At 58.5% G+C, this 23,874-nt stretch carries 24 protein-coding genes; 7 read left to right on the top strand and 17 right to left on the bottom strand.

Features of this window, described 5'->3' with window-relative positions:
- Nucleotides 1-39 precede the first annotated feature (39 nt).
- Complete coding sequence (gcvP, locus tag AC2FD8_RS01350; protein ID WP_496853667.1) at nt 40-2,895, top strand: aminomethyl-transferring glycine dehydrogenase; 2,856 nt, start codon at nt 40-42, stop codon at nt 2,893-2,895.
- A 177-nt stretch (nt 2,896-3,072) separates the two neighbouring features.
- Here the strand turns inward: gcvP and AC2FD8_RS01345 are convergent, their stop codons facing one another.
- From AC2FD8_RS01345 to AC2FD8_RS01285, 13 genes are all read right to left on the bottom strand, one after another.
- Nucleotides 3,073-4,101 carry a tyrosine-type recombinase/integrase gene (locus AC2FD8_RS01345; RefSeq protein WP_496853668.1) on the bottom strand — a complete coding sequence of 343 codons (1,029 nt, stop codon included), beginning with the start codon at nt 4,099-4,101 and terminating at the stop codon, nt 3,073-3,075.
- A gap of 183 nt (nt 4,102-4,284) precedes the next feature.
- Nucleotides 4,285-4,962, bottom strand: coding sequence for a hypothetical protein (locus AC2FD8_RS01340; protein ID WP_496853669.1), 678 nt, complete (start codon nt 4,960-4,962; stop codon nt 4,285-4,287).
- Nucleotides 4,963-5,028: 66 nt separating this feature from the next.
- Nucleotides 5,029-5,466, bottom strand: coding sequence for a hypothetical protein (locus tag AC2FD8_RS01335; protein ID WP_496853670.1), 438 nt, complete (start codon nt 5,464-5,466; stop codon nt 5,029-5,031).
- 485 nt (nt 5,467-5,951) lie between these two features.
- The gene (locus tag AC2FD8_RS01330; RefSeq protein ID WP_496853671.1) at nt 5,952-7,694 is read right to left on the bottom strand and encodes a kinetochore Spc7 family protein; all 1,743 of its coding nucleotides are present in this window, start codon (nt 7,692-7,694) and stop codon (nt 5,952-5,954) included.
- 3 nt (nt 7,695-7,697) lie between these two features.
- Complete coding sequence (locus tag AC2FD8_RS01325; RefSeq protein WP_496853672.1) at nt 7,698-8,060, bottom strand: hypothetical protein; 363 nt, start codon at nt 8,058-8,060, stop codon at nt 7,698-7,700.
- On the bottom strand, nt 8,060-9,064 hold the full coding sequence (locus AC2FD8_RS01320) for a phage portal protein (protein ID WP_496853673.1): 1,005 nt from the start codon (nt 9,062-9,064) through the stop codon (nt 8,060-8,062). Before AC2FD8_RS01320 ends, AC2FD8_RS01325 begins: the two co-directional genes overlap by 1 nt.
- Nucleotides 9,065-9,126: 62 nt before the next feature.
- Entirely contained in the window at nt 9,127-9,669 is a 543-nt protein-coding gene (locus AC2FD8_RS01315; RefSeq protein ID WP_496853674.1) for a hypothetical protein, read from the bottom strand.
- Between the two features lies 1 nt (nt 9,670).
- Nucleotides 9,671-10,219: an HK97 family phage prohead protease gene (locus tag AC2FD8_RS01310; RefSeq protein WP_496853675.1), complete on the bottom strand. Its 549-nt coding sequence runs from the start codon at nt 10,217-10,219 to the stop codon at nt 9,671-9,673.
- Nucleotides 10,219-11,475 carry a phage major capsid protein gene (locus AC2FD8_RS01305; RefSeq protein ID WP_496853676.1) on the bottom strand — a complete coding sequence of 419 codons (1,257 nt, stop codon included), beginning with the start codon at nt 11,473-11,475 and terminating at the stop codon, nt 10,219-10,221. Before AC2FD8_RS01305 ends, AC2FD8_RS01310 begins: the two co-directional genes overlap by 1 nt.
- Before the next feature lies 1 nt (nt 11,476).
- On the bottom strand, nt 11,477-11,734 hold the full coding sequence (locus AC2FD8_RS01300; RefSeq protein ID WP_496874283.1) for an HNH endonuclease: 258 nt from the start codon (nt 11,732-11,734) through the stop codon (nt 11,477-11,479).
- A gap of 62 nt (nt 11,735-11,796) precedes the next feature.
- On the bottom strand, nt 11,797-13,329 hold the full coding sequence (locus tag AC2FD8_RS01295) for a terminase large subunit domain-containing protein (protein ID WP_496853678.1): 1,533 nt from the start codon (nt 13,327-13,329) through the stop codon (nt 11,797-11,799).
- A gap of 546 nt (nt 13,330-13,875) precedes the next feature.
- Complete coding sequence (locus tag AC2FD8_RS01290) at nt 13,876-14,109, bottom strand: hypothetical protein (RefSeq protein ID WP_496853679.1); 234 nt, start codon at nt 14,107-14,109, stop codon at nt 13,876-13,878.
- A gap of 8 nt (nt 14,110-14,117) precedes the next feature.
- A complete protein-coding gene (locus tag AC2FD8_RS01285; protein ID WP_496853680.1) occupies nt 14,118-14,441 on the bottom strand; it encodes a hypothetical protein in 324 nt (107 codons plus the stop codon).
- Between the two features lie 197 nt (nt 14,442-14,638).
- On the opposite strand from AC2FD8_RS01285, the gene AC2FD8_RS01280 reads away from it, so the two are divergent.
- Both AC2FD8_RS01280 and serA read left to right on the top strand, forming a co-directional pair.
- Entirely contained in the window at nt 14,639-15,793 is a 1,155-nt protein-coding gene (locus AC2FD8_RS01280; RefSeq protein ID WP_496853681.1) for a phosphoserine transaminase, read from the top strand.
- A 97-nt stretch (nt 15,794-15,890) separates the two neighbouring features.
- Nucleotides 15,891-17,486 carry a phosphoglycerate dehydrogenase gene (gene serA / locus AC2FD8_RS01275; RefSeq protein ID WP_496853682.1) on the top strand — a complete coding sequence of 532 codons (1,596 nt, stop codon included), beginning with the start codon at nt 15,891-15,893 and terminating at the stop codon, nt 17,484-17,486.
- Nucleotides 17,487-17,682: 196 nt separating this feature from the next.
- Here serA and AC2FD8_RS01270 read toward each other — a convergent pair whose 3' ends face one another.
- Nucleotides 17,683-17,916, bottom strand: coding sequence for a hypothetical protein (locus tag AC2FD8_RS01270; protein WP_496853683.1), 234 nt, complete (start codon nt 17,914-17,916; stop codon nt 17,683-17,685).
- A gap of 142 nt (nt 17,917-18,058) precedes the next feature.
- Here AC2FD8_RS01270 and serB point away from each other — a divergent pair, with 142 nt between their 5' ends.
- Nucleotides 18,059-18,937, top strand: a complete 879-nt coding sequence (gene serB / locus AC2FD8_RS01265; protein ID WP_496853684.1) for a phosphoserine phosphatase SerB — start codon at nt 18,059-18,061, stop codon at nt 18,935-18,937.
- Here the strand turns inward: serB and AC2FD8_RS01260 are convergent.
- Together AC2FD8_RS01260 and AC2FD8_RS01255 are read right to left on the bottom strand one after the other, a co-directional pair.
- On the bottom strand, nt 18,934-21,243 hold the full coding sequence (locus AC2FD8_RS01260; protein ID WP_496853685.1) for a caspase family protein: 2,310 nt from the start codon (nt 21,241-21,243) through the stop codon (nt 18,934-18,936). The two genes, serB and AC2FD8_RS01260, sit on opposite strands and share 4 nt — an antisense overlap.
- Before the next feature lie 17 nt (nt 21,244-21,260).
- A complete protein-coding gene (locus AC2FD8_RS01255) occupies nt 21,261-21,554 on the bottom strand; it encodes a hypothetical protein (RefSeq protein WP_496853686.1) in 294 nt (97 codons plus the stop codon).
- 182 nt (nt 21,555-21,736) lie between these two features.
- On the opposite strand from AC2FD8_RS01255, the gene AC2FD8_RS01250 reads away from it, so the two are divergent.
- Genes AC2FD8_RS01250 through AC2FD8_RS01240 form a run of 3 tightly spaced genes read left to right on the top strand, consistent with a single transcriptional unit; the run spans nt 21,737 to nt 22,825 of the window.
- Entirely contained in the window at nt 21,737-22,066 is a 330-nt protein-coding gene (locus AC2FD8_RS01250) for an ArsR/SmtB family transcription factor (RefSeq protein ID WP_496853687.1), read from the top strand.
- Nucleotides 22,054-22,482, top strand: coding sequence for an SRPBCC family protein (locus tag AC2FD8_RS01245; RefSeq protein WP_496853688.1), 429 nt, complete (start codon nt 22,054-22,056; stop codon nt 22,480-22,482). Before AC2FD8_RS01250 ends, AC2FD8_RS01245 begins: the two co-directional genes overlap by 13 nt.
- 22 nt (nt 22,483-22,504) lie before the next feature.
- Nucleotides 22,505-22,825: a YciI family protein gene (locus AC2FD8_RS01240; RefSeq protein ID WP_496853689.1), complete on the top strand. Its 321-nt coding sequence runs from the start codon at nt 22,505-22,507 to the stop codon at nt 22,823-22,825.
- A 5-nt stretch (nt 22,826-22,830) separates the two neighbouring features.
- Here AC2FD8_RS01240 and AC2FD8_RS01235 read toward each other — a convergent pair whose 3' ends face one another.
- The gene (locus AC2FD8_RS01235) at nt 22,831-23,829 is read right to left on the bottom strand and encodes an asparaginase (protein ID WP_496853690.1); all 999 of its coding nucleotides are present in this window, start codon (nt 23,827-23,829) and stop codon (nt 22,831-22,833) included.
- Between the last annotated feature and the right edge of the window lie 45 nt (nt 23,830-23,874).

The raw sequence follows: 23,874 nt of genomic DNA, 5'->3' as shown, positions 1-23,874 counted from the left end.
GTCCCCGCCGGGCCTGACCTATCCGACAGGAGCGCACCAATGGCCTTCAAGCTGACTGACTACGAAGCCTATGACTTTGCCAATCGCCGCCATATCGGTCCCAGCCCGACCGAGATGCGCGACATGCTCAAGGTGATCGGCTTCAAGACGCTGGACCAACTGATCGACGCCACCGTTCCGCCGGCGATCCGCCAGACCGATCCTCTGGACTGGGGTCCAGCGATGACCGAGCGCGATGCGCTGTTCTACATGAAAGAGGTGGCGAGCAAGAACACCGTTCTGACCTCGCTGATCGGTCAGGGGTATTACGGCACCACCACGCCTGCGCCGATCCTGCGCAACATTCTGGAAAACCCGGCTTGGTACACGGCCTATACGCCCTATCAGCCCGAGATCAGCCAGGGCCGTCTTGAGGCGCTGCTGAACTTCCAGACCATGGTCAGCGATCTGACCGGGCTGGACGTGGCCAACGCGTCCCTGCTGGACGAAGCCACAGCGGCGGCCGAAGCCATGGCAATGGCCAAGCGCGGCGGTCGGTCCAAGGCCAACAACGCGGCCTTCTTTGTCGACAAGAACTGCCATCCGCAGACCATCGCGGTGATCAAGACCCGCGCCGAACCTCTGGGCATCGAGGTGCAGGTGGCTGACCCCGATACGCTGGATGCGGGCGCGGTCTTTGGTGCGATCTTCCAGTATCCCGGCACCCATGGTCACGTGCGCGACTTCACCAAGGAAATCGCAGCGCTGCACGAACACAAGGCCATCGCCATCGTTGCTGCCGACATCCTGTCGCTGGCCCTGCTGAAGTCACCGGGTGAGATGGGCGCGGATATCGCCATCGGCTCGACCCAGCGCTTTGGCGTGCCGATGGGCTATGGCGGCCCGCACGCCGCTTACATGGCGACCACTGACAAGCTGAAGCGATCCATGCCCGGCCGGATCATCGGGGTGTCGATCGACAGCCGCGGCAACAAAGCCTATCGCCTCGCGCTGCAAACCCGCGAGCAACACATTCGCCGCGAGAAAGCGAATTCGAACGTCTGTACTGCGCAGGCGCTGCTGGCGGTGATTGCCTCGATGTATGCGGTCTATCACGGCCCCGATGGCATCAAGGCCATCGCGCAATCGGTGCACCGCAAGACTTCGCGTCTGGCGGATGGCCTGGAAGAGGCGGGCTTCTCGGTCGAGCCGGAAGTGTTTTTCGACACGATCACGGTCGAAGTCGGCCACCTGCAGAATGTCGTGATGGAGGCCGCTGTGGCGCGCGGTGTGAACCTGCGCAAGGTCGGTGAGACCAAAGTGGGCATCAGCCTCGACGAACAGACCCGGCCCGAGACCATAGAGGCGGTGTGGGGCGCCTTTGGCATCGACAAAAAGGATGACAGCTCGAACAAGCATTATCGTTTGCCGGAACATGCGCTGCGTGAAAGCGAGTATCTGACCCACCCGATTTTCCACAAGAATCGGGCCGAGGCCGAGATCACCCGCTACATGCGCCGTCTGGCCGACCGCGATCTGGCGCTGGACCGGGCGATGATCCCGCTGGGGTCCTGCACCATGAAGCTGAACGCCACGATCGAGATGATCCCGGTCACTTGGCCCGAGTTCGGAAATCTGCATCCCTTCGTTCCGCAAGATCAGGCGCAGGGCTATCACGAGATGATTGCCGATCTGAACGACAAACTGTGCCAGATCACCGGCTATGACGCGATCTCGCAGCAGCCCAACTCGGGCGCGCAGGGTGAGTACGCAGGCCTGCTGACCATCCGCAACTATCACTTCGCCCGCGGCGAAGGGCACCGCAATGTCTGCCTGATCCCGACCTCGGCGCATGGCACCAACCCGGCCTCGGCGCAGATGGTGGGCTGGCAGGTTGTGCCGGTGCAGGCGGATGACAAAGGCAACATTGATCTGAACGACTTCCGCGCGAAGGCGGAAAAGCACAGCGACCATCTGGCTGGTTGCATGATCACTTACCCGTCCACCCATGGCGTGTTCGAGACCACCGTGCAGGAGGTCTGCCAGATCACCCATGATCATGGCGGTCAGGTCTATATCGACGGCGCCAACATGAATGCCATGGTGGGCCTGTCGCGTCCCGGAGACATTGGCGGTGATGTCAGCCACCTGAACTTGCACAAGACCTTCTGCATCCCGCATGGCGGCGGCGGCCCCGGCATGGGTCCGATCGGCGTCAAGGCGCATCTGGAGGAACACTTGCCTGGCCACCCGGAATATGGCACCGCCGTGGGCCCGGTTTCAGCCGCGCCCTTTGGCTCGCCTTCGATCCTGCCGGTCAGCTGGGCGTATGTGCTGCTGATGGGCGGCGAGGGTCTGACGCAGGCGACCAAAGTGGCGATCCTGAACGCCAATTACATCGCGGCGCGTCTGCAGGATGCCTATCCGATCCTCTACACCTCGGAAACGGGCCGCGTGGCGCATGAATGTATCCTCGACACCCGTCCACTGGACGAGGCGGCGCATGTGACCGTGGATGACGTTGCCAAACGTCTGGTCGACAGCGGCTTCCACGCGCCGACCATGTCTTGGCCGGTGGCTGGCACCCTGATGGTGGAGCCTACCGAGTCGGAACCCAAGGACGAGCTGGACCGTTTCTGCGACGCCATGCTCTCGATCCGGGCCGAGGCGCAGGACATCATCGATGGCAAGATCGACGCGGAGAACAACCCGCTGAAAAACGCCCCCCACACGGTGCGCGATCTGGTCGGAGATTGGGACAGGCCCTATACACGCGAGCAGGCCTGCTTCCCGCCGGGGTCGATGGGCGTCGACAAATACTGGTCCCCCGTCAACCGCGTCGACAACGCATACGGAGACCGAAACCTCGTCTGCACCTGCCCTCCCATGTCAGAATATGAAGAAGCAGCCGAATAATTTCTCAAAGAACCCCGCCAAATAAGGCGGGGTTTTCGCTTATCGGAAACCTCCGTTCTCATTCGGTCTCATTCTGGGTGTCGTTTTTTGCGGCGAATGCGTCTTTTTCGCTTGCTGCACGTGCGAAGGCCCCATAGCTCTGTGCGTGGGACACCCCTCCCCAACGAGGGGACATGTTCATACCAAATTTCTCCTTTTCTTTTCGGTAGTTGCGCTTACTGCACTATCGCCGTGTGCCAAATCTGTGTCAAAAAGCACATCGGTCACGGTGATATCTTTGACCGCGTGGGCGTATGTCTTCAGCACCACTGACGGGTCTTTCCAGCCGCCGCGTTCAGCAACGGTCTTAACGTCGAAGCCTGCCTGTAACATGGTCGTTGCGAAGCCATGACGGCAGCAATGCGGCGTCAGATGTTCAATATCGGCACGATCAACAACGTTGTTCCAAACCTTGGTTACACTGCCCCGACCGGCATATCCGAACACCAGATCATCCGGGTTCCGGTTAGAAGGGATATTTGCCAGTGCAGCCACCACGCGTGGCGATAGGTGTGCATCGCGCGACCAGGGCGTCGGCTTTTCCATGTGTATCGAAGCCAGTGACCCATTCAGGTCAAAATCATCCCAGGTCAGTTTGCAGGCTTCACCTACACGTGCAGCCGTGCCGAACATGAACAGGCACATAGCCGCCAGATGGGGCAGATCGTCCGCCTCAGCTTGTGCAACGAATGCGTTGACCCATTCCAGCGTTGCCGCCTCTTTCTTTTCTGGGTTCACCGGGAAGCGCTTCACCTTGATCTCAGGCCGATTGTAGAGCCTGGATGCGTAGTTGATCGCCGCCTGAGTCGGCACGATCACCTGACGGTTCCATGTCGCCGTGTTGGCGTCTGGGTAGATCTTCTTAGCCGAAAGCCGGATTGCTTCGGGCGTGATGTCGTCCACCAAAGTGTCGCCCCAATGCTCATTGAGCTTGGCAATGAACCGATCCGATTTACCGGCGTCCAGATATGCGATGAATGCCTGAGCCATGGTCAACCCTGCCCCCGGCCCATCGAAACGACTTTTCCAGGCGCGGGCCTCTGTCTCGGCTTTGACCCTTTCCGCGATTTTCTTGTCAGCCGTTCCCGTAGAGCTGCGGAATCTCCGTCCGGCAACGGTGCCGTACATGTACCAGACCTTGCCGCGCTTTCTGAGCTTGAGTGACATAGGGTCGCCTCCTTAAAAGCCTCGACGTGTTCCGGGTAAAGGATCATGTCCCGACCCAGCTTGGTGTATGTTCCGTATGTACGCAGTAGTTCCCGCATTTTCCGTTCCGACACACCAAAGTGCCCAGCCAGATCGGCGGGCGTGGTGAAGTCAGGAAGGAGGGCAGGGGAGGTCATGCTTAACCTAAGCCTCCATCCACTTAGTCATGCTTGCCAATCCGTTGAGTGCATCAGCAAAAAGCGTCCGACTTGATTGAATCTTGGAGGGATCAAAGGGAGCATCGTTTTCAAATGAAAGGCGTAGAACTGAATGCCCCGAACCCTCCAAAGGCCATCCGTCAACACCAACCCGGTGCTTGCTTTCGTGAAGGGTGAGCGTCAACCGCTTGAATTCACCTTGCTCAATCAGTTCCAACTTGTCGTTGGGTTTGAAATCATGGCTTGGGGTATGCTCCATAAGCAGCATATGGATGGCCCAGAACAGTGTCGATTTCGAAGGTATCGACATCTGGCGCATGGATAGCGAAAAACTATCCAAAATCGCATGCACATCGTCAGGAATGCGATCAGGTTCAAAAGGCCCACGCCACGATGCCCCATCATTTATATCGATCTCTACACCTACCAATGGGATAGCCATTAGATCTTCCACAGCGGACTTAATCCTTGTCGGTGGTGCCGACGAAATAGCCGCTAACAACAGGTAGGCATAGTCAGCAAGGATTAGATCGGGCGCAATGCCACCCCTTTTCCCCTTGGTGAACAGACCCTGTTCACGCCCTTTCACACGGATCGAGTTCGCACGACCAGAGTCGCCGGTCGTTTCCTCAATCCAATTTATTCCATCAGTTAGCTTTGCCATGCAGTATAAATAACCGCATTTCTTTTGAGATGCAAGAGAAAAGAAACGCGGTTACTTTTGACGTGCCTACCCGCCGTTCCGATGCTCCTTGATCTTCTGGAAAGTCAGGTTGATGATTTCGTCTTGGTCCAGGTCGGACTCCGCTGCCATGTTGAGGCCCGCAAGCAGGATATTCTGTTCGGTTTTATCCAACTTGCCCACGAGTTCTTTGAACGATCCTTTGGACGGCTGCATGTGGTACGATCTATATGCGTTCAATGCTGGCCCAACCGCGCCGGAGAACAACCAGTCTAGTGATCCGCCAACGGCTTTTACCCATTCCAGCAGATCGGTTGTCATCAGGATTTGATCAGGCTCATCCGGATCGTAGGTCAGTTTGGGTGGGTCTAATTCGAACTTAGCGCAGAACCACTCAATGCGGCCTTCTGATGTTGTAAAATCAGCGTCCGACTCTGGGTAAAAGGTGTAGGGACCCTTAACGGTTTCAATCGTTGTTGCTTGCATATCGTTTCTCACAGTTTTGGCTTTCTAAGGCCGATCCAGCGGCGGGCTGGAGCCGGGGTGTTAGAAACCTGCTGTGAGACAGGCACGACGATTTCCCGCGAAGGTCTTGTATAGCGTCGTCACCCCGACATATATCAGTCGGAGTGGCTGACACCGCCAAGTGTCGCCCATTCGCTGCCCAACGCGCCAACGTTGGAAACCTTTGGTCAGGTGTTGCAGCTATCACAGTCCGGGTTTCTACGCCCACGGATACCTTGCATGAAATGACAGGATTAGGCAACTCCACTTTGGGGGATTGCACCGGCCCCGGTTTGACGCCGTGCCGGTGCTGCGCCGCGCCCCTAGGAACTTTCGAAAATGAAGCCGCGCCGTGTCGGGGTTAACCCACTCGCCGACTAATGGGGTTGCTTTGCGGGCACTCCGCGCAGGTGCAACCTACCTTTTCGCCCTACGCGCTGCGCGGGCGATAGCCTGTTCAAACTTCATCAGACAAACGCAATGCTTCGGAAGCCGCGATCCTCCGCTTCTTCCATCAGTTCTTCAAACAGGGTTCTTACGTTGCGACCCCGGTAGAGGTCATCGGAGTTGATACCCTGTATTCTCAGGTCTATCGGGTTGCTGTCTCGCTCGCTGGTTGATGCTGGCAAGGAAGCCGGTGCAGCAGCCCCGCCACCCAAGCCGCCACCTGAGGCAGTGCCGCGCGGGTTTGCCGAGGAAATTGACGATATCATTGCACCTGTGCGGGCCAATGACGCAGCCGTGTAAGCCGCCGCCAGTAACGGACCACCGGAATGCATACCCTTGGCCCATGCTGCCGACGCGGCCTCGTGGCCGTTGACGATAGCGTTTGCCAGCGAAGCCGCCTGACCGATCCGAAAGAGCTTTTCGTTTTCGGTCTGCATCAGCGTTGCCACGTCACCAAGCGCACCCTTTACGGTGGACATTTTGGTTTGCAATGCGCGGCGCTCGATCTCCTGAAGGCTATCAGCGTGGCGGCGCATAACCTCGGCCTCTAGCTGGTTGTATTCCTGCTCACTTACCAGCTTCTTTTCGCGGTATTCGCGCAGTAGCTCCAACTGCTCATCCCGCCAGATCGTGATCTGTTCAGTTTGGGTCGCCAGAGACTCGCGCAGCCGGTCCAAGTCGTTCATGCTCGAACCACCACTACCACCGCCGGAACTGCCGCCCGCGTCGATACCTGGCAATGGATCAACGCCGTTTTTGATGGCTTCCAGCTTCCTTTGCCGTTCGATCTGGGCGTTTGAAAGCTCGATGATGCTGGCGTTCACAATGCCGATTTCTTCCTTGATCAGCCGGATTTGCTCATCATTTCGGGCAAGCTGCAAATCGCCTCGCTTGCCTTTGCCTGCGAACCTTGAAGCCTCATAGTCGCGCTCTGCAACAGCGTCGGCCAGTTCATTCTGCAATTCGAAAAACTTCTGCGTCTGCTGTTCCATTTTCCCCGATTGGGAAATGCCAAATGCGTTGTCGATGGCGGTTGCAGCCTGCAAGGCGAAGCTCTGAGTGCTTGCCAGCATGGACTGCATGAGGCCCCGCCATTTTTCGCCCAACTCAGCGCCGCGCTGTATCAGTGCTTCGTCAATCACACGGCCCGCATTGTCTGCTTCTTGGCCGAGTTCCCGCATGGCCCTGCCATTGTCGCGTAGCAGCGGGACAAGCGCTGTTGCATCGCTGGCCAGAGCTTCCATGTAGAAGGTCATTTGCTGTTGAGACACGCCCGCCTCTTCCAGCGATTTGACGTATAGCTGCAAAGCGTCTGGACCCGACAAGCGGGCGAATTGTTCAGCCGTCACGCCAACAGCAGGCGCGATGTTCTCAAAAAAGTCTTTCAGAGGACCCGCGCCGTTTGCCATGAAGTCGCCGAACTTGTCCGACGTATCTTTAAAGATGTCGGCCATCTTATCCTGATTGATGCCAACCGTATCGGCGGCAGCAGCGAGGCGCTGGAACTGCTCAGCCCCAACGCCAGCAAGGTTTGACAGGTTGCGGATTTCTCGCGCGGCCTCGACCGATCCCACAGCGACCCGGCTGGCCAAAGCAATGCCTGCTGCCGTCGCGGCTACAGTGACAGTGCCGAGACGCTTGGCAAGCATTGTCGACCGTCCCTCAAAGTCACGCATAGAACGCGCTGCCCGGCTCATGCCTCGCTCAAAATCGGACGTTTGCGCGCCAACTTTGATCGCAATATCGCCAACGACTTTTGCCATTGTTTAGCCCTCCAATTCCGCTGTAACCTTTTCCGCAATGGGTGGTGCGGTGATTTTCAACAGGTCCATGACGATAGTGTCGCTCAGCGGGTCTTCGTCGGTTTTGTCTGCAACCATTTCGGCCTGCAATTCATAGAAGACTTCATCAACGCCAACGCTTGCGCCTGCGTGTTTCAACACGTCGGAATAGACCTTCGCCAACTCCATTTTCTTGAGCATATGCGGAGCTACAAGAAGCTGAGCCGCGCAGACATATGGTGGCCTGCACAACTGCTCTTCGATGATCAAAACCGCAGGCCAAATCTCTTTGGCAATGATCGTGTATTCCTTGTCTTTCCATTTCAGTGTTACATCTGAAAACGTCATTATTCGCTCCAATCTACAATTTTCATGATAGGCGCGACATCAACGCCCGCCTCTTTTGCTTGTGCCAACGCTTGCACAAGCGCCGTTACTGATCGGGCGCGACCGCCCGTGTCATAAGCCTGCAAAGGCCGCATCACGTCCAAAGAGACACCACCGCCTAGCTTGGCGTTACATTCCTCGGCCATGGTCTCGGCGATGGGCTGCAACATCCACTGAGCAAGGTGGCGCTGAGCCTCGCGCACAAGCGGCCCAGTGGTGGCAACATTGCTCAGACCGGGCAAGAGGCCGAAAACCATGCAGATAGAGCCGCGCATTGCCTCCAGGCTTTCCCGCGTCATGGCCTTGCTCAGATCAGGTGAAAGATCGTGCGGCTTCCAATCCTGCATTGGCGCAGGCCCGCCCGCCGCTGCTACGTTGACCGACTCGCGAACTTGGACACGGCCTCTGTATCCTCGAAACTTCCGCGATAGGTCATTCAAATCGACCTCGGGAGCTTCGGGGAAAGGCACCACGCTCGAACCGATAGGCGCATTTTCATAAACTTCCGACAATGCCGTTTCGATAGCCTGCAATGCGCCTGCGGTTAGCTGCGCACGTTTCAGAGGTGCAGAACCCGCCCAAGGCACAACAGAGTCCACGCCAATGCGGAAGTGCAGAACCTCACCCGCAAGGGCCGTCTGTGTCTTGCCGCCACCAGCCTCAGAGATTGACAGACGATATGCGCGGGGCATTCCGTCCACTGTTTTCAGATCCCAATCTGAACAAGGCACCAGGCCGTTTTCTCGGATCAGGAATAGGGCCTCACCTCGCAGCGCCAAAGCGCGACCAATCATGCCCATGCAATGCCGGGTCAGCAGATCAGTTCCGTCAACGTCCGCAATACGAAACCCGTTTTCCCAGAGGCTCACGCAGCTTTGCACAGTGCCGGTTAGTTCAGCGATCCCGCGCCGCCCAGAAATGTAAGATTCCCGCGCCGCCATCAGTTCGGAAGTGAACCCGCTCATGCTACTGCGGGTCTCGTTATTCTGCAAATTTGCAGAGTTAAGCTTCTTTAACCAACCAAACATTAGTTGACCCTCCGATACGGGCGCAGCAGATCAGCCGCACCGCTTAGTTGCAGTGCCCTGCCGGTCCAATTGCGCGCAATTCCGTCGCCCTGGTCCATCGCCGCTTCATTCTTGAACTGGTCGGTGATTCCGCGCGTGTATTGCAGCAAACGTCGGAATGCGTCCTTGAAGTCGTTCGGAATTGTTAGATCGTTGTCGCCCGCAATTCCGGTAAAACGATAGTGACCCTCTGACGGTAGTTGATAGCCACCAAGGGGGGACGGTTCTAGCGTCACAGCCTCATAGGATGAGCCATTCCAGCACTCCACAGCCGACGCCGTGAAAGGGGTTAAATCGGGAACCCATTCGCCCGACCCCTCCACCACGAACGTCACACTACGTTCGGGCCAGCGATAGCTGGTATATCTTTCGATCCGCTTCCAGACCTGTATGTAATCCGGGCGTGTGTCGTCTCCCAAGAACTGACTTGGCAGCCCGTAGTGTGGCCCGATCAGTGGATAATTTGCTGGCTCAGATTCCAGCACCCGCATGGTGTATGCCATGTCACGCCCTCCATCGTTGTTGAGACAGGTATGTCCGAGGGGGAACGCAAGGCCTCGGTGACCAGTTGCGCGCCTCGATCTGCGCCGTTGGATAGGCCGCCCGCGTGACCGCCGAGACCTCCACAAGCTCAGCCGCCGTGATTGTCCGGTGCATTACGCTGCCACTACGGGTGATACGTTCACCATCTTTCGACACTCGGAAACCCGGCGACAAACCACGGATAAGACCAGCCTCATGCGCTGCCAGAAAGTCACGCGCCCATGTTGTATTGCTTGAGACCGTCGCCTCGAAGGTCAGAGCCTCATTGTCCTGGCGCAGCGACAACGTACCTGCCCTTCTGCTTGCCAGCGGTTTCTCGAAGTCGTGGCCGCTCAGAAAGTGCAAATCGTCTTCAGCGTTCACGCGGGACGCAAAGGCCCCCCGCGCGATTGTTTCAAAGTACCCCGGCGCAAGTTCTGTCCGGGTGTCATAGGGAAAGCGGCCCGCAACGCGAACAGCTTCACCCTCTTGGCGAACCTCAAGCCCGCCTAGCGAACCACCCCAGAGCATTAGGCCAGTTCCAGACCTGTTAGGACTTCGAGCTGCGCAGGGCGCGCCGCCACAATGTCCATGGTCGCAAGGGCCGTCAGACGCAGGCCACCCGATGCAGCGTCGGTGTAAGGATCGCGGATCATATCCACCGCGCCCCATTTGCCGACAAAGATCGGAGCTACACCGCCCGCGCTGGTGGTCAGAAGCGACGACACAGCCAAGGGATCACCAGCAGGCGCAGCAAGAGCGTTGTGGCTCATGGGTAGATTCCCCATGCGGGCAACCATTCTATCCCACTCAGTAATGCCCGATCCTGCATCCCAGATAGCACCATCAAGGAAGTCCCAGAGTTCAGGCCGGACAAGGCCATTCACTGAGCCGGGGCCGGTTGCGGTGTTGCGGGTGATGAAACGAGTCACCGCCGCCCGATAAGCCGCCCAGGACGCTGTGGCGTCGATAGCGGTTTCAGTGATCCCGTAGGTGCTGGCCCCAGCAATGACGCCCAGAGGCTCACCGGACGAACCAGAACCAAGGAACACGACACGATCCATTTCAACGCCCATGGCCGAGTTCATGTCGCGCCGCACTGCCTGTTCCAGCGCTGCGCCGGACTTCTTTAGGGCCTTGCGGGTGATCGTCATCCGAACGCCCAGGGTGTTGTCGGGGGCCATTGACCTATCCGTGGTTTGGAAAGGCGTGGCTGCGGCCACATCAGAGCCTTCCGAGGCCTGCCAGCCAACAGTTGCACCAGCAGTTGCCACGGGCCATTCGATATCGCCATGGTCAATAGAGATCATCGAGGCACCCATCTGACTTGCCACAGAGCCGGGGAACAGGCGGTCAATGATCGGGCGTGTCTGGATTGGGTCTGGGGTGCCGCTCGATACGGTGTTTCGCACCTCAAGCGCTTCCCAGGGAACAGGCAGGCCCTGATAGCCGTTCTGGCCCCTCAATTCCTCGATCACTTCAGCGGTGCGCCCGTCAATTTGGTGGCCCGTGTCCAGAGCCATAGCCACTTGCCGGACCTCGAAGCCGTCAACCAATTCGCCCCATTCTGTGTCGGAACGTGTTTCCAGTTCTTCACCAGCTTCACGACGTTCTTCGTCCTCGGCAACAAGCGCTGCACGATAGCGGGTTTCATTGCTTCGATATTCTTGGTCCAAAGTTTCCATGGACCGGGTTTCGTCTTCAGTCGGGGTCTCTTTCCCAACCAATTGTGCCAGCTCCTGCCGGATCTCCGACTGACGGCGCTGAATCTTCACTGAATCAAGCATATTATTCTCCTGTGCTCGATGGGTTGCGCTGCATGTCGTGCAGCAGGTCGCGCCATTCACGACGCTTTGGGGGTAGTTCCTTAGAACCAACCTCAATTCTTGTTTTCTTGGTGTGACAGGGACCGCATAGGGTTTGCAGATTGGCCAGTGAGTAAGCCAATTCGGCGTGCGTTCTGACCGGTTGGATGTGATCAATCTCAAGCCGCCGACGCTCACCACACCGGACACATTGCCAGCCATCACGCTCAAGCGCCTGCATTCGCAATGCCTTCCACCGGGGGCCGCGTGTGACACCCCGAGAATGACGGATATGTTCTTTTCTCAGCCCCATGCGATGCGCCCTCCTGATTGCGTTGGCGCGCGGCGCATACGAACGCCCTGCGCCACAGCCAGGACCGTTGCTGATACAGCATCAATTCGACCATTGGAGCGGCCCGCCGCAAGCTTGTGATTGCCCGCCGGATCAACCAGCGTGATCGCTTCTGCAAAGGCGCTGCGTAGGAGTAACGACGGCATGGTTTTGACTTCGCCCTCGAACACCGCGCGCCGCAGCCGTTCGCAGTCCTCGGAACCATCTTTCCAGCCGAAGCCGCGCCAGATGAAAGGCACCCGATCAAGGCCAGCGTCTCTTAGAGCTTCCAGAAACTCAGCATGTCGGAACCGATCACCGACGATTGCCGCCGGGGCCTGTCCGTCAAGCTTGTTCACTACGTCTGCCATGAAACGAGCAACGGGCACCGTAGCGTCTCCCATCGTGACCAATTCACCCCGGTCGCGCATCTCGACATAGCGGTGAGACACGCCATCAGCCTGACCACGATCAGCCAAGCCGGGATTGCTTGGGAAGGCCCCGACACATTCCAAACGACCGGATTCCGGCCAATACAGCGCCGCCGCAGACATGGACCTCGACCCGCCCAGATCTACACCCAGAACCACCGGCCCTTCACGCGGGGGCAGATCATCCGGCGACACCTCGCAGGCCAGCCATTCATCCACCGTCAGCAGTACCGACCGGTCATCAGACGCCACCCGCTCATTGCGGTTTAGATTGCGGAAACTGGATAAGGCAGAGCCGCCCCGTGCAATTGCGCGCCGCGCTTGTGCCAGCAGCCATTCCGAAGACGGGCCGATGCCCTCAACAGCACCCGGATTGGCCACCAGCAGGCTTTCCAGATCGTCAGGCGGCAAGCCTGGTTCCGGACGGTGTTCCTGCACGTAGCAACCTGGGGGTGGTTCATCCAGCCAGCGACTGAAGGTATTGGCGTCATCAGGCGCTGAGGTGGAAATAATCAGGGCGCGACCATCGCGCTTGCCCAGACCGGACAAGATCGCGTTCTCCAACGCATCCCCTTTTTCGCGTTCCCATGCGGCCCGCTCATCCAGAATTGCCAGCGTCGGAGCGCCGCCTAGAATAGACTTGCCATCGGCTGCAATGACTCGTGCCAGACCCCCGCCGTTTGCCTCAGTCTCAACTTCCAGCTTAGATCCGCGCCGGATCGTGAATTGCTCCTGATCTTCCTCGGGCAAGCCCTGAATAAACCCGACCAAAAAGCCGAATGCAGTTTTGGCTTGGTCCCGATTCCGGGCTGCAAAGAGAATCTCACGCTTGGGCTGTGGGGCGATTTCACCCATCAGGTGCCCCAGCGACAAGCCCGCCGATAGCGCCGTCTTGGCATTACCTCGACCAATGCTAAGGCATGCAGCCTCAACACCCTTGGCAAACGCACCTCGAACAAAGTCCTTCTGATAGCCAGCCAGCTTGACCCTCTTACCGGCCAGACGGCCCTCGGGCACAACCAGATTTGGAAGGAACCGCAGCGCTGCCGCCGCCTCTTTGGACGCGCGAACCATTAGCAGCCCTCCCCTGATTTTTTTGGGAGAGAGAAAAGAAGACCCCGACCGCCGGTGCCCCCCATACTTTGAAACCGGGGCATTGGGACCAGATTGTTGTTGTTCTTGCTCGTCATTCCTTGCCTACCTTTCGATTGGACACACGTCCGCCACCCGCTCCTGCCCCCATCAATAGATGGATAGGTCAGGCCCTTCGCCTCCTCGTTCCGTATCCACGCGATGCCTGTTCTCGGTGGCCAACCGCCTGCCCGCAGGGTCTTCTCCTGCCCCGTTGCAGAGCAGCACATTGTCCGTGCCCTGTTCTCTGCCCCAGTCCCCGGTCCTAGCCGGTGGGTTTGTAGTCGCGTATCTGCTCAGGCCTAGAAGGAGCCGGTTCCCAAGCGGGTCGGGTGATGTCCCCGGAACGTCATGTCCGCCTTTGGCACGGGAAGGCGGCAAACCGTGGCATGTCTCTTTGGTCATCGATCACAGCGATGTGGGGAAAGACGTGCATAAACCCTTGGAAGGAAGGGTCGGCAATTCGCACCGACCCAACAATGCACGCAGTTATTCCACCACGTCGAAGTCGCTCTCCTCGTGGACACCATGCAGAAACAGGTCCGCGACCAGATCCCGCATGAGGTTCAGTTGTTTCGGTGAAGGGCACCAACCTCGACGCCTGGACTGACGCTGGATGGACTTGGCAAAGTTTGCCGCCCACTCATTGGTTGCATAGGTCGCAACACTGGCCATGTGGTACACCAGACGGTCGATCTCGCCAGACGGGATGGATGGGGTCATGCAGCGTCTCATTGCAGCACCTCCCCTTTGAGAGTGCCGAACAGGACAGCGCTTGCCGTCATGTAGGCGATATCGTGATCCAGGCTGCGCAGAGCGGCATATGCCAACGCCGCGCGCTCCTGGTCTGTCAGGCGGGCAGAGAAGACAAACGCCGCTCCATGCCACGCATCGGCAGTGCCTAAAGTGAGGGCATATTCAACCATGCGGCCAGCGCGATTATGGGTTGAATTCTCACCCCACTTTGGGGTATTATTTGCTGCACGGTGGGAGCCGTATTCAATAGATTTAGCGCCGGTTGCATTGGGTGATGCACCGGCGTTTTCTTTGGACACATCATGAACGTCCGCAGTTTCGCTTGTGTCAAATTTGTGCCAATCGGAAACACGCGTTCCCGTTCCGTTCGGTTTTGTTGCGTCGTTTTCTGACTCCGAAGCGTCTTTTATGCTTGCTGTTTTTTCTGGGGATACGTAGGGCTGTCCGTGGGACACCCCTCCCCAACGAGGGGCGTGTATCTGCAAGGGTAATACAGATGAGCAACAATACACCGGCGACGCGGCCGGCGAATCCGCGTTTTTCCTCGGGCCCCTGTGCCAAACCCCCCACATTTGATCTGTCCAAACTGGCCGATGCCGCGCTGGGTCGTTCGCACCGTGCGGCCGTTGGTAAGGACAAGCTGAAAGCGGCCATCGAAGGCACGCGTGAGATTCTGGGCATTCCAGCGGACTACAAGATCGGCATCGTTCCCGCCTCGGACACCGGCGCGGTTGAGATGGCGCTGTGGTCGCTGCTGGGCGAGCGCAAGGTCGAGATGCTGGCGTGGGAGAGCTTTGGTGCGGGCTGGGTCACAGACGTGGTCAAGCAACTGAAGATCGACGCCGAGGTGAAGACTGCAGACTACGGTCAGATCGTCGATCTGGCCTCGGTCGATTTCGCCAATGACGTTGTGTTTACATGGAACGGCACAACCTCGGGCGTGCGGGTTCCCAATGGCGACTGGATTGCGGATGACCGTCAGGGTTTGACAATCTGCGACGCGACGAGCGCCGCCTTTGCGATGGACCTGCCGTGGGACAAGCTGGATGTGACCACCTTCAGCTGGCAGAAAGTGCTGGGTGGTGAAGCGGCCCACGGGATGCTGATCCTGTCACCCCGCGCGGTCGAGCGGCTGGAAAGCTACACGCCCGCATGGCCGCTGCCGAAGATTTTCCGCCTGACCAAGGGTGGCAAACTGATTGACGGTATCTTTACCGGGGCCACGATCAACACGCCTTCGATGCTGGCCGTTGAGGATTATCTGTTTGCGCTGGACTGGGCGCGCTCGGTCGGCGGGCTTCAAGGGCTGATCGCTCGTGCCGATGCCAATGCCGGTGCGGTTCACGCCTTCTGTGACCAGAACGACTGGATCGCCAATCTGGCGGCGGACGCGGCGACGCAATCAAACACCTCGGTCTGTCTGAAATTCACCGACGGACGCATTCAGGACGGTGCAGCATTCGCGAAAGCCGTGGCCAAACGGCTGGAGGCCGAGAATATCGCCTTGGACATCGGTGCCTATCGCGACGCGCCTGCGGGCCTGCGCATCTGGTGCGGTGGTACGGTGGAAACCTCGGATATCGAGGCGATGTTGCCGTGGCTCGCTTGGGCTTTTGAAGCCGAGATAGCGGCGCAAACCGAAGCTGCCTGACGTCCCCGTGCCGGGCTGAAGCCCGGCCTACGCAGAACCGTAATGTAGGGCGGGCTTCAGCCCGCCATCCCTTGAATTCTTCAAAGGACCAGAGAATATGGCCCCCAAAGTACTCGTATCTGACAAGCTCAGCGAAACCGCCGTGCAGATTTTCCGCGATCGCGGCATCGATGTGGATTTCATGCCCGATCTGGGCAAGGACAAGGACAAGCTGGCCGAGGTGATCGGTCAATATGACGGCCTTGCCATCCGCTCGGCCACCAAGGTGACGCCCACCATTCTGGACAAGGCCGACAATCTGAAAGTCATTGGCCGCGCCGGGATCGGGACCGACAATATCGATAAGGATGCGGCGTCGAAGAAGGGTGTGATCGTGATGAACACGCCTTTTGGCAACATGATCACCACCGCTGAACATGCGATTGCGATGATGTTCGCCGTGGCGCGGCAAATCCCCGAGGCCAGCACCTCGACCCATGCGGGTAAATGGGAAAAGTCCAAGTTCATGGGCATCGAGCTGACCAACAAGACCCTCGGCGTGATCGGGGCAGGCAATATCGGCGGTATCGTTTGCGAACGCGCGCTTGGCCTGAAGATGAAGGTTGTGGCCTATGACCCCTATCTGGGCGAAGAGAAAGCTGCGCAAATGGGCGTCGAAAAGGTCGAGCTGGACGAACTGCTGGCCCGCGCTGACTTTATCACTCTGCACGTGCCGCTGACGGATCAGACACGCAACATCCTGAGCCGCGAGAACATCGCCAAGACCAAGAAAGGCGTACGCATCATCAACTGCGCCCGTGGTGGTCTGGTCGATGAAGACGCGCTGGCCGAGGCGCTGCAATCGGGCCATGTTGCCGGTGCGGCCTTTGACGTGTTCAGCGAGGAACCCGCTAAGGAAAACGCCCTGTTCAATCTGCCCAATGTGGTCTGCACGCCTCACCTTGGTGCGGCAACGACTGAGGCGCAGGAGAATGTGGCGCTGCAGGTGGCCGAGCAGATCTCGAACTACTTGCTGACCGGCGCAGTGGAAAATGCGTTGAACATGCCCAGCGTGACGGCTGAAGAAGCCAAAGTCATGGGGCCGTGGATCAAACTGGCGGGCCATCTGGGCAGCTTTATCGGCCAGATGACCGATGAGCCGGTGCAGGCGATCAACATCCTTTATGATGGTGTAGCTGCAGAGATGAACCTGGCGGCGCTGAACTGCGCTGTCGTTGCGGGGATCATGAAGAAGTTCAATCCCGAGGTGAACATGGTCTCGGCGCCCGTCGTAGCCAAAGAGCGTGGCATCAAGATCTCGACCACCAATCAAGACAAGTCCGGTGCGTTTGAGGGGTATATCAAGGTCACCGTGGTGACCTCCAAGCGTGAACGTTCGATCGGCGGGACCGTTTTCAGCGATGGAAAGCCGCGCTTCATCCAGATCAAGGGTATCAATATCGACGCCGAGATCGGGGCGCATATGCTTTACACCACCAACGAGGATGTGCCGGGCATCATCGGGGCACTTGGCGCGACCATGGGCGAGAACGACGTGAACATCGCGAACTTTACCCTCGGCCGGTCCGAGGCGGGCGGTGAGGCCATCGCGCTGCTTTACGTGGACGAACCTGTTCCGGCCGAGGCGCGTGCCAAGCTGGCTGAAACCGGTCTGTTCACGCAGATCAAACCGCTGGTGTTCGACGTCGCCTGATTGGCGTCTTGTGACATTCCAGACAATTCGACACCCGCGCCAAGGAACGGCGCGGGTGTTCCTGATTGCGCCATTCCTGCTCCAGCGTTTCGGCATTGGACAGCAGGTTGGCCTGTGTCTGCATCGCACGCAGGTAGCATCCCCAGCGCCCGGAGCATCAGGCTGCCACTGCCATCGGCGTTCAGCGGCAAGAAGATCAGCCCGGTTTGCGCGCACGCGGCGTAGAGGGCAAGCGCCTCGGGCGATTCTCGATCTGAACGGCGACGCGGTCTCCGGGCTCAAGCTCTAGCGCCGTCAACGTGTTGGCCAGCCGCGCGGCCGTGTCCAGAAAGGCGGCATGGGTCAGAAGCTGACCGTCGGGAAAATGCTGGAACGGTGTGGTTTTCCCGGAGTGAATACCAAACAGACGATCATAAAGCGGGTTGGCCATTTGCTGTCCCTTTCCGTGCGTCGCGGTTTAGTCTGGCGGGGAAACCGGGACCGTAAAGCCCCGTTTGCCAGATAATTCCAACCTGCTCTGGCGAAAATGCTGCACCTGCGATATGCGCTATGCAGATTGTCGGAGACCTGCCATGTATATTGCCACTTTGCTGACCAATCCCACTACGCCGTCGCTTGAGACCCCGATGGTCGACGCGCTGCGAAATGCGTGGGGCGGGGGCGAAATCACGTGGCTCAACCCCGGTGAGGCGGCCGAGTTCGCCCTGCCCGAGATGCCCGACAATCGCTGGGATGTCTGGGCCGATCTGCAAGAGATGGGCATTGATCTGGTTGTTCAGCTATCCGAGGGACGGCGCAAGAAAATGCTGCTGGCGGATATGGACAGCACCATGATCCAGCAGGAATGTATTGACGAGCTGGCGGATGAGGCGGGCGTGGGTGAGCGCGTCAAGGACATCACCGCCCGCGCGATGAATGGTGAGCTGGATTTCGAAGGCGCGCTGATCGAACGGGTTGGTCTTTTGAAAGGGCTGGATGAGGCGGTCATAGACCATGTTCTGAACACGCGGATTATCCTCATGCCCGGCGGGCGCGAACTGGTGGCGACCATGCGCAAGGCTGGTGGCTATGCTGCGCTGGTCTCGGGTGGGTTCACGGCGTTCACGGCCCGCGTGGCGGCGCAGCTGGGGTTTGATGAGAACCGGGCGAACACGCTTTTGACCGAGAATGGGCAGCTGACGGGTGATGTGCAGCGCCCGATCCTCGGGCGGCAGGCCAAGGTGGAGTCGCTGGAGCGGATCACCGCAACGCTTGGCTTGTCCGAGGGTGACGTGATCGCGGTTGGCGATGGAGCCAATGATCTGGGCATGCTGGGGCGGGCCGGAACCGGCGTTGCACTGCACGCAAAGCCTTCGGTCGCGGCTGAGTGCGACGTGCGGATCAACCACGGGGACCTGACGGCCCTGCTTTACATTCAGGGCTACAGCAAGGCTGACTTCAGCAGCGTCTAGAACAAGTCAAAGCGCACTGGATTCTGCGCCCAGTACACCCGCGCGGCCAGCAACAGCCGGGCCTTTGGATCGCTGGCGGCGGAATAGGGAACCGGCACTCCGAACCTGGCGCTGATATTTTCGAGCGCAGTCAGTGTCGCCGGGCCGACTTGGCCATCGACGGTGACATTTTCCCCAAGTTCATTCAGTGCTAGCTGTAAAGCCCGATCCAAATCGCCGCGCGAGAGGCGGTCCAGCTGCGATTGAGCCTGGGCGGCGGGTTCCTCATTCGGCAACAAGGCCGCTTTGGCCGCCCTGAGCGCCGCGTCAGCGGGACCTTTGCCCGGCACCTGACCGTCCAGAATAATATAAGCTCCGTTCGCACCGCCCCAGGCGTCTCCGCGTTCCAGCGATGTGTCGTACCAGGCCAAAGCCTCGGTGCGGGGCCGACCTTTTAGTTGGTCCCCCAGGATCATGCGGGCGATACTGGCCGGAGCCGTTGGGTGCCCGCCTTGGGCAGCTGCCAGAAAGTAGGCTTCGGCTTTGTCGAAATCGACGGGATTGCCGCCCAGCCCATTCAGCGAAACATAGGCCAGGTTGTTGTATCCATAGATATCCCGTCGCAACTCGGACGCTCGCAGGTATCGCAAACCACGTTCAGGGATGTAGTGATCCGAGTTCTCACGCAGGAAATACAGACCCAGTTCATTCATCGAAAAAGTATGACCAAGCTCGACCGAGCGCTCCAATAGCTCGAAGCCGCGGTTCTTTTCATCATCAGTTTTTCCCTCACGCAGCAACTGCTTGCCTAACCTGTGCATCGCAAAGGGGTCTTGCTCGGTCGTGGCTTCCTCAAGCAAGGCGCGGGCTTTTTCCAAATCGTAAGGGGTTTTGGTAACGGCGCGGTCTATCCGGTCCGTTTGCAGCAACGTCGCCAATGCATATTTGGCGCGGATATGTCCGCCTTCAACGGCCGTCGAGAAGCTATCAAAGGCCCCGGGTACATTGCCCGCAGCCTGCTGAAGACGGCCCAGTTGGTACTGGAATCGCGCGTTTTCCGGATAGTCCTCAACCGCTTGCGAACACGCGGCCAGACCCTTGGGGATATCCAGTTCATTCGGCAGGCGGAACACGCCAACGCCGTTGAGGTCCAGCGCATCCCCCGCCTCAAGGTCACAGGCATTCATTTCAAGGTCGAGAGATATCGTGACGCTTTGCGTGGTCTGGTCCGCCGTGATCACTTCGACAGAGAATGTGTCGGAAAACCCGGCATCGGGCAGGTCGATTGCGCGGGTGTCAGCGATCTCGGGCGCGTAGGTGAGCGTCTTGTTATTGGCGCTCACGACCCCGCGGTCTGGGGTTTCGGTGACGCGCAGATCAATGATATCCCATCCAAGCGCTTGCGACAGGCTTTGGGTCAATGGCACAGACTTGTCGAACAGGTTGCTGAGCGCGAGGGATTGCGACGCGCCCTCTTGCAGTTCTTCCCGTTCAATCTCAACCTCGACTTGTTGCTGTGCCAGATAGAAAGGACGCACAAGCGTCGAGCTTTCCCACGGGATCTGTCGCCCTGCTGTTTTGGTATGAACCCTTTCGCGAATAACCGGGAATAGCTGTTGAATATTCTCAAACGGCGAGGATTGGGCAGTTTCCAGAATGGCAGCGGTATAGGGGCTGTTGTGGCCGATCTCACCATCGCTGGCCACCGCGCCCGGAGACGTCGAATAGGCCACCAGAGAATTCAGTGGCGTTGTCAGAATGTCGAAACCTTCGCGGGTTTCGAACAGATTGGCATCCAGGTCGGCAGCCAGTCTGAGGTCCTGAAACGGATTGTCCCTGCACGAATCCAGAATGGCCACATGGGCCGCGCTGCGGGCGGACAGGGTGTCAATCACGCGATCCAGCGTCATCGTTGCCAGCGGCACGTCATAGACGCTTTCAAACTTGGCATCCACGGGCAGCAAATAATTTCGCCGCCCGATCTGAATGCCATGACCTGCATAGTAGAACAGAACATCTGCCGAATCCGGGATGTTCAGAACCGCTGTGCGGATCAGTTCCTCAAACTCGCGTTTGGTCAGGTCATAGCCGTCGAAGACCTGGAAATCGAAGTCACGCAGCATGTCAGCCATGTCTTCGGCGTCTTTTCTGGCGTTGGTCAGATCACCGACAGAAGTATAGTCTTGATTGCCAATGACGATCGCGATCCGGTTGGACGCACCTGACGCCGAAGGCGATTGAGCGTCCAATGAACTTGCGCACAGGATCGAGATCGACGCTGTTGCAATAAAGGAAAACAGACTTGCGGTCAGTCCAAGCTGTGACATCGAATGTCCTCTCGCGGTTACCAGCTGCTTCCGCCGCCGCCGCCGGATCCACCGCCGCCACCGCCACCGCCGCCTTCGCCACCACCGTGGTCACGGTCATAGGCTTTCTCTACAGCTGATTTGGTTTCCGTAGCTGGGGCCGCCGCCGCAGTTGTGGTCGCAGGCGCGGGTGTTGTCTCTACTGCCGCCGCAGGGGTGGGTTGAGGGACGGTTTCACCCGGGGTGGCATTCTCAGTCTGTGACCAAGGGGACGTGCAGCCTGCAACAGCAAGGGTACAGGCGATAAACAATGAAGTGGGCGCGAAGCGCATCTCAAGCCTCCTAAAATAAAACAACTTGTTAAACTCACACATAACACCATGCATTGAGCAATTTGCGCAGGTCTATGAACCTTTTCACATATACACCAAAAGAAGAGGCACGGCCAATTTTCCGAACCGGTGCTGAAAGCGAACCGCTTTCCTTAATTTAACATTTGTGTTAAATATTAGTCATGACCGATCTTATTGCAGCCTTTTCCGCTTTATCTGACCGCACTCGGTTCGCCATTGTTGAGCAGTTGATGGACGGGGGCGAACTGCCCGCCGGAGATCTGATTGAAGGCAAAGGCATGTCAGGTGCCGCAATCTCGCGCCACCTGAAGGTGCTGCGACAGGCCGGATTGGTGCAACAGCGCGTGCTGGGCACCCAGAGGCTGTATTCCGTCCACTCCGAAGGCCTTCGTGCGATTGCCGAGTGGACGATTTCGAAACGGCAGTTCTGGGAAAGCAGTCTGGATCGTTTGGGTGACATCTTGGAAAGGGAAAATTCATGGCCGACCTGAAATTGGAGCGAGACTTTCCCGTCAGCCCAGAAGACCTTTTTGTTTGGGTGACAGATGGCTCAAAACTGTTGCAGTGGTGGGGGCCGGAAGGCATGCATGTGCCGGATCACGATCTGGATTTTTCCAGAACCGGCCCCTGGTTTTCAGTGATGGAAAACAGCGATGGGCAGCAATTCAAGGTTTCAGGGCATGTCACGCATGTTGATCCACCGAACTCGGTTGGCTTCACATGGGGTTGGCATGACGACCAGGATCAACGCGGGCCGGAAAGCCACGTGACTTTTTCAATAGTGGCAACCGAAAGCGGCGCCCGACTTGTTATCGACCACCGTGAGCTTGCCGACGCCGAGGCAGCTGAGAACCACAACACAGGCTGGACATCCTCGCTGCGCAAACTCGAAGCGCGGTGCCAATAGGTTTCATTCAAGGAGGACCGAAATGCCCCAATATCTATTTGTCTACCACGGGGGCCACTCCCCAACCGACCCGGCAGAGATCGAAGCAACCATGGCCGCATGGGGCGCGTGGTTTCAGAACATGGGCGAGGCTTTGGATATCCCCGGAAACCCGGTGGGCCAGTCCTATACTGTCAGCAACGGCAGCGTCGTCGACAATGGTGGGGCCAACCCGGCCTCTGGCTTCACGGTGATCAAGGCCGACAGCATTGATGCTGCAACCGAGATGGCCAAAGGCTGCCCGATGGTCATCAACGGATCTGGCTCGGTCGAAGTGGCAGAAATCCACGAAATCGAGATGTAGCTGCCTTAGTTCGCAAAGCCCGGCGCGGGCCGGATGACACCGCATTCCAGCCCTCGGCGGCTGTATTGCGTAGCATTCATGAATTTGCGCGTGGCCGGGTGATCGGCCTCCAACACGCCGAGACTGACCAGAATGGCGGCGATTGCGCATTCACTGGCGCGGGTGGTGCCATCGGTGATCTTAAGTGCAACGCCCATTCGTTTTTCCGGCAGGATGGCAACAAACACGGCCTCGGCCCCGGTCTTGATCGCAGCGCGCCCGTTCATTGCGCGCATCAATTCGGTACAAGCGCGGGTTTCGCCCGCGACAAGCTCTGGATGTTTGATCATTGCGGTGGTCAGCTGCTGCGCCGCGTCGCTCGACCGGTCCGAACGATCAGCAGCCGAGGCAAACCAAGCCATGGAACGCGCAAGCCCAACCAGCGAGGTTGCGAAATTCGGGGCCGAGCATCCGTCGATGCCGTAGCCGGGGCTGGTCTCGCCGGTTGTTTCCTCGATGGCAGACAAACAGGCCTGTTGAACGGGGTGGTCGATCTCAAGGTATTCCGGCCCAGCCCCCATATGCTGGGTCAGGGTCAGAAACCCGCAATGTTTCCCCGAGCAATTGTTGTGGATCTGGCAAGGCGTATCGTCGGCCAGAATAAGCCGGTCGCGCGCGGCGATGTCGGCAGGCTCTTGCGGGCCGCAGCGCAGATCGGGCTCGGACAGACCCAGATGGTCCAGCCAGGCTGATACGCGATCCGTATGGATGGCGGCCCCGTTATGCGAGGCGCAGGCCAGCGCCAGATGTTCCGAATTCAGCCCGTATTTTGCCGCAGCGCCCGACGTAACCAATGGCAAAGCCTGAATCATTTTAGCCGATGAGCGCGGGTAGATTACCGCGTTTGGATCGCCCCAGCTTTGTACGATCTGCCCGGTGTCATCGCAGACCACCGCATGGCCCAGATGCAGGCTTTCCAGCAAATCGCCGCGCCACAGTTCTGTCATCGGGATGGGCTGCGTCATCTGGACCTCCGGATTAATGCGCAAAATTCTGCCAATCGCTCTTTC

It is taken from the genome of Ruegeria sp. YTSC192 (assembly GCF_059609705.1).
The sequence above is the reverse complement of the archived record's forward strand: the minus strand, read 5'-3'. Positions and strand labels throughout refer to the sequence as shown.

Excerpts from the sequence above, each read along its gene's own strand:
- AC2FD8_RS01235 (WP_496853690.1), bottom strand. The coding sequence starts at position 23,829 with ATGACGCAGCCCATCCCGATGACAGAACTGTGGCGCGGCGATTTGCTG.
- AC2FD8_RS01295 (WP_496853678.1), bottom strand. The coding sequence starts at position 13,329 with ATGGTTCGCGCGTCCAAAGAGGCGGCGGCAGCGCTGCGGTTCCTTCCA.
- AC2FD8_RS01260 (WP_496853685.1), bottom strand. The coding sequence starts at position 21,243 with ATGTCACAGCTTGGACTGACCGCAAGTCTGTTTTCCTTTATTGCAACA.
- AC2FD8_RS01255 (WP_496853686.1), bottom strand. The coding sequence starts at position 21,554 with ATGCGCTTCGCGCCCACTTCATTGTTTATCGCCTGTACCCTTGCTGTT.
- AC2FD8_RS01250 (WP_496853687.1), top strand. The coding sequence starts at position 21,737 with ATGACCGATCTTATTGCAGCCTTTTCCGCTTTATCTGACCGCACTCGG.
- serB (WP_496853684.1), top strand. The coding sequence starts at position 18,059 with ATGTATATTGCCACTTTGCTGACCAATCCCACTACGCCGTCGCTTGAG.
- AC2FD8_RS01245 (WP_496853688.1), top strand. The coding sequence starts at position 22,054 with ATGGCCGACCTGAAATTGGAGCGAGACTTTCCCGTCAGCCCAGAAGAC.
- serA (WP_496853682.1), top strand. The coding sequence starts at position 15,891 with ATGGCCCCCAAAGTACTCGTATCTGACAAGCTCAGCGAAACCGCCGTG.
- AC2FD8_RS01315 (WP_496853674.1), bottom strand. The coding sequence starts at position 9,669 with ATGGCATACACCATGCGGGTGCTGGAATCTGAGCCAGCAAATTATCCA.
- AC2FD8_RS01300 (WP_496874283.1), bottom strand. The coding sequence starts at position 11,734 with ATGCAGGCGCTTGAGCGTGATGGCTGGCAATGTGTCCGGTGTGGTGAG.
- AC2FD8_RS01290 (WP_496853679.1), bottom strand. The coding sequence starts at position 14,109 with ATGACCCCATCCATCCCGTCTGGCGAGATCGACCGTCTGGTGTACCAC.
- AC2FD8_RS01335 (WP_496853670.1), bottom strand. The coding sequence starts at position 5,466 with ATGCAAGCAACAACGATTGAAACCGTTAAGGGTCCCTACACCTTTTAC.
- AC2FD8_RS01345 (WP_496853668.1), bottom strand. The coding sequence starts at position 4,101 with ATGTCACTCAAGCTCAGAAAGCGCGGCAAGGTCTGGTACATGTACGGC.
- AC2FD8_RS01240 (WP_496853689.1), top strand. The coding sequence starts at position 22,505 with ATGCCCCAATATCTATTTGTCTACCACGGGGGCCACTCCCCAACCGAC.
- AC2FD8_RS01305 (WP_496853676.1), bottom strand. The coding sequence starts at position 11,475 with ATGCTTGATTCAGTGAAGATTCAGCGCCGTCAGTCGGAGATCCGGCAG.
- AC2FD8_RS01310 (WP_496853675.1), bottom strand. The coding sequence starts at position 10,219 with ATGCTCTGGGGTGGTTCGCTAGGCGGGCTTGAGGTTCGCCAAGAGGGT.
- AC2FD8_RS01320 (WP_496853673.1), bottom strand. The coding sequence starts at position 9,064 with ATGAGCGGGTTCACTTCCGAACTGATGGCGGCGCGGGAATCTTACATT.
- AC2FD8_RS01340 (WP_496853669.1), bottom strand. The coding sequence starts at position 4,962 with ATGGCAAAGCTAACTGATGGAATAAATTGGATTGAGGAAACGACCGGC.
- gcvP (WP_496853667.1), top strand. The coding sequence starts at position 40 with ATGGCCTTCAAGCTGACTGACTACGAAGCCTATGACTTTGCCAATCGC.
- AC2FD8_RS01330 (WP_496853671.1), bottom strand. The coding sequence starts at position 7,694 with ATGGCAAAAGTCGTTGGCGATATTGCGATCAAAGTTGGCGCGCAAACG.
- AC2FD8_RS01270 (WP_496853683.1), bottom strand. The coding sequence starts at position 17,916 with ATGGCCAACCCGCTTTATGATCGTCTGTTTGGTATTCACTCCGGGAAA.
- AC2FD8_RS01280 (WP_496853681.1), top strand. The coding sequence starts at position 14,639 with ATGAGCAACAATACACCGGCGACGCGGCCGGCGAATCCGCGTTTTTCC.
- AC2FD8_RS01325 (WP_496853672.1), bottom strand. The coding sequence starts at position 8,060 with ATGACGTTTTCAGATGTAACACTGAAATGGAAAGACAAGGAATACACG.